3 protein-coding genes and 1 pseudogene are annotated in these 3,672 nt (G+C 64.3%); 2 read left to right on the forward strand and 2 right to left on the reverse strand.

The annotated features are described in order from the left end of the window. The first annotated feature begins 196 nt into the window (after positions 1-196). Complete coding sequence (psmB, locus tag QT222_RS04520; RefSeq protein ID WP_004056813.1) at positions 197-934, forward strand: archaeal proteasome endopeptidase complex subunit beta; 738 nt, start codon at positions 197-199, stop codon at positions 932-934. A gap of 127 nt (positions 935-1,061) precedes the next feature. Here psmB and QT222_RS04525 read toward each other — a convergent pair whose 3' ends face one another. Then, positions 1,062-1,442 (reverse strand): DUF8097 family protein, encoded by a 381-nt coding sequence (locus QT222_RS04525; RefSeq protein ID WP_491476439.1) that lies wholly within the window; start codon positions 1,440-1,442, stop codon positions 1,062-1,064. An 88-nt stretch (positions 1,443-1,530) separates the two neighbouring features. Further along, positions 1,531-3,060, reverse strand: a complete 1,530-nt coding sequence (locus tag QT222_RS04530; protein ID WP_491476440.1) for a glutamate-cysteine ligase family protein — start codon at positions 3,058-3,060, stop codon at positions 1,531-1,533. A gap of 118 nt (positions 3,061-3,178) precedes the next feature. Here QT222_RS04530 and QT222_RS04535 point away from each other — a divergent pair. Then, positions 3,179-3,672 (forward strand): annotated as a pseudogene (locus QT222_RS04535) (DNA ligase); the annotation flags it as partial.

The following is a 3,672-nucleotide window of genomic DNA, read 5'->3' on the forward strand; positions in this document are numbered from 1 at the left end:
TCCCAATCCACCGACTCGTGGAAACAACCGGAACTGCCTACGAGCGCGCTGCGACCCGCTAACCCGGGCCACACCGCTGTATTTGTCGACTCCGCTCCGAGAGCGGCGCCGCCGATAGCGGGCGTCAGACAGTATATCACCGGCAACGGCGAGGTGAAGGGTTGCATTTATCAGCGCCGAAGTGTAATCGCAGACAATGCGTACCCCGACTCACGACGAGTTCTCTAGCCGTCTCGACTCACTCAACGGCGACCACTCGAACGTGTTCGGTCCCGAACTCGGCGAGTTCCCGCACGCCGAGCGTCGAGCCGACTCGCTCGGTGACAAAGAGACGAAGACCGGAACGACCACGGTCGGTATCAAGACGGACGAAGGCGTCGTCCTTGCAACTGACATGCGCGCAAGCCTCGGCCACATGGTCTCCTCGAAGGACGTCCAGAAGGTCGAAGAGATTCACCCGCGAGGCGCACTGACCATTGCGGGGTCGGTCTCCGCGGCCCAGTCGCTCATCAGCTCGCTCCGCGCGGAGGTTCGACTCTACGAATCCCGCCGCGGCGAGGACATGAGCATGCAGGCACTCTCGACGCTCGTCGGTAACTTCCTCCGCTCGGGTGGCTTCTACATCGTCCAGCCCATCCTCGGCGGCGTCGACGACGAGGGTGCACACATCTACAGCATCGACCCTGCGGGCTCCATCCTCGAAGAGGAGTACACCGTCACCGGTTCCGGCAGCCAGTACGCCCTCGGTGTGCTCGAACAGGAGTTCTCGGAGGACCTGAGCATCGACGAGGCCAGAGAGGTCGCTACGAAGGCGATTCGCTCCGCAGTCGAGCGTGACCTCGCGTCGGGTAACGGCATCAACATCGCCGTCGTCACCGAAGACGGCGTCGACATCCAGCGCCACGAAAACTTCGAAGGCCTCGACTTCGAATAAGGCCGTACGCGGTTTCTCTTCGTTTCCGCCGGTCGCGTACCCGCGGGACTCGCGTTTCAATCGCCTCTCGTCGTTTTCGACGCGGCTCACCGCTTCTGGCCGCTTCCCAGTCGGCTGCAATCGCTTCTCAGCCGTCTGCTTCCGGGAGCGGCCGAAGGAGTCCGAACCAGGCTCGGTAGACGGTCGCGCCGAGGAGGTGTCCGAGCGCGAAACTGTCGTTGAATGATTCGCTACGGGACGACAGCCGAACATCGACGGTCGTCGTCACGAGGCTGGCGAGAAAACGACGACGCCGACTCGTCCGAATCTGCCAGAAATCGCGGTCGTTCGCCCACAGGTGGCCGACCCCGCGGACCCCTCCCGCGACGAGTCCAACGAGAGACAAGCGAGCGGGCGCGTGCTGTTCGTCCTCGCTGTCCTGACGTATCTTCCGGAGCAGGAGCATCCAGAGCGACGCGAGAATCGAGAGGCCGAGTTGCACGAGCGCTTTCGTTCGACGGGTGACCATACCGCGCCTTGGTCGGGCGACTCAATAGTTGTTTCTTCGACAAAATGTTGGGAGGGAGACCCGCGAGGCTCGTTCGGGTCCGGTCCCGTTAGAACCAGTCCGCGAATTCCCCTTCGAGGAGCGTTTCGGACTGGTGTTCGACGTACTCGCGTTGCATCGTCCGGAGCGCCGTCTCGAAGTCAGCACCGTCGGCGAGCACGTCCTCGACGCGGGCGCGCTTCCAATCGGCCGGCGTAACCCCCGTTTCGACCCGCTTGCGAAGCGGTTCGAGGTAGTAGTTCGCCTCTTCTTTCGAACACCCTGCGAGTCGAAGGCCGTCGCGGGCGTGGACGAGCAAGTCCTCGTAGAGTTCCGCACCCGACACCTCGTTGCCGTCGGCGTCGAGCCAATAGATGTCGCCGTGTGGACCCTCTCGCATCGCGGTGTAGAAATTCTCCTCCGCGGTTTGCCAGTCGATGTCGATAGCGGGGTGGTCCTGTCGAGGGAGTCGCTCCATGAGTCCCGCGAAGGCGGCTTGGAATGCCACGGAGTCGCGGACGGTTGGCTGTCCCGCGATGGGGCGGAACTCGATTCGGGCGTTCGCCGAGGAGCGAGACGCGCCGTCGAACACCGGGCGGACCCAGCGCCAGTAGGTGCCGTGTTTGCGGCGCAGCGTGGCGAACGCGTCGTCGAATCGGTCGCCACGCTCGACGGACATGGGAACCATCGTCGAGTCCGAAACGACGCGGTCGACGGCGTCTTCGACGGTGTCGAGGTCGCGGGGGAACATGACCTTCTCGTGGTCGCCGGAGTTGAGCACCGATTCGAAGACGGCGATTCGGTGTTCGTCCCAGCCATCGTCGAGTATCTCCGCCGTCGTCACATCGTCGTCGTAGAGGTCGGCCGGGAAGAACGGCGAGTTGACACCGAGAGCTAAGAGCGGCCCGGCGATGCGGAGCGCGTAGTTAAAGAAGTGCGGCAGGTCCACCGCGTGCGGCACCTGATAGTGCGGTTGAATCGACGTGATAAGCGCCTCCGGCATCACGGTGTCCGCTTCGAGGGAGACGTGAGGTGCTTCGAGGGTGAACGACGACGGAGCCGTCGGACCGTTCGCCATCGCGTGATACCGGACCGAATTGCTCATGTTCGTCGCGAGTCGGACGCCGCCGTCGGTGACGGAGTCGGTGAGGTATTCGCTGGCGCTTTCTCCGGCGGGCGGGATGCTCCACATTCCGTCGGAGACGAGTCGCATCCCCTCAGCGGCGGCGCAGTCGAGCGCGGCGTCGAGACGGGCGCGAACCTCGGACTCCTGTGCGCGAAGCCCGTGGGCGTTCAGCGGTTGCGGACTCGTCGTCATCTCGGCGTTGTGGAGTCCCAACTCCTTTTCGAAGCCCATGAGTCCGAGCAGTCGCCTCGGAACTCGCATGAGCGCGTGGACGTCGTCTTCGCTCGCGGACCACCGGCCGTCGGAGACGGCGTAAAACTCGTACTCCAAGCCGACGATTGACTGATGGTTGTCGAAGGTCCCCTCACGCAGTTCGCGCTTGAGCGCCTCGGCGTCGGCGTTTGCTTGCGCTTCGAACTCGGCCGCGTCGACCGCGAGCACGTCTTCGACGCGCTCTGCGAGGTCGTCGCTCATACCCGAGGTTCAAACATCGAGACCCTTGAACGTCCCGGCAAGACAGTCGTTCGACAGCGAATCACATCCCCGACGACTGTCGAGACGCTTTTGCTCCGGGCGGCGATAGTCTGCGTCGATGGAGTTCGCCGAGTTCGCAGCCCGCGCCGCCGAGATTGAAGCCGAGAGTGCGGACCTCGCCGTCGTCTCGCTCCTTTCGGACCTGTTTCGCGACGCGGACGACGACCTCTCGACGGTCGCTCGCTTCGTTCAAGGTCGCGTGTTCCCGGCGTGGGATTCGACTACCCTCGATATCGGCCCCCGGCTCTGCCACGAGGCGATTGCCCGCGCCGCCGGACCGAACGTCTCCGCCGACGACGTAGAAGACCGCCTCGCCGACCGCGGCGAAATCGGTGCAGTCGCCGCAAGCTACGATTTCGGCGGCCAACGCGGCCTTGCCGCTTTCGGGGCTGGCGGCCAAGACGGCTTGACCATCGCCGAGGTTGATTCCGAACTGCGCGCGCTCGCCGCCGCGTCGGGGTCGGGAAGCGAAGAAACGCAGCTCAAAACGCTCTACGGCCTGTTCAACCGAACCGACACCGACCAACCGCGCCTCATCGCCCGCCCCACCCC

This window comes from Haloferax sp. s1, from assembly GCF_058382125.1.

Bases quoted from the DNA above. Each gene is read 5' to 3' on its own strand.
- psmB (WP_004056813.1), top strand. From the start codon at position 197: ATGCGTACCCCGACTCACGACGAGTTCTCTAGCCGTCTCGACTCACTC.
- QT222_RS04525 (WP_491476439.1), bottom strand. From the start codon at position 1,442: ATGGTCACCCGTCGAACGAAAGCGCTCGTGCAACTCGGCCTCTCGATT.
- QT222_RS04530 (WP_491476440.1), bottom strand. From the start codon at position 3,060: ATGAGCGACGACCTCGCAGAGCGCGTCGAAGACGTGCTCGCGGTCGAC.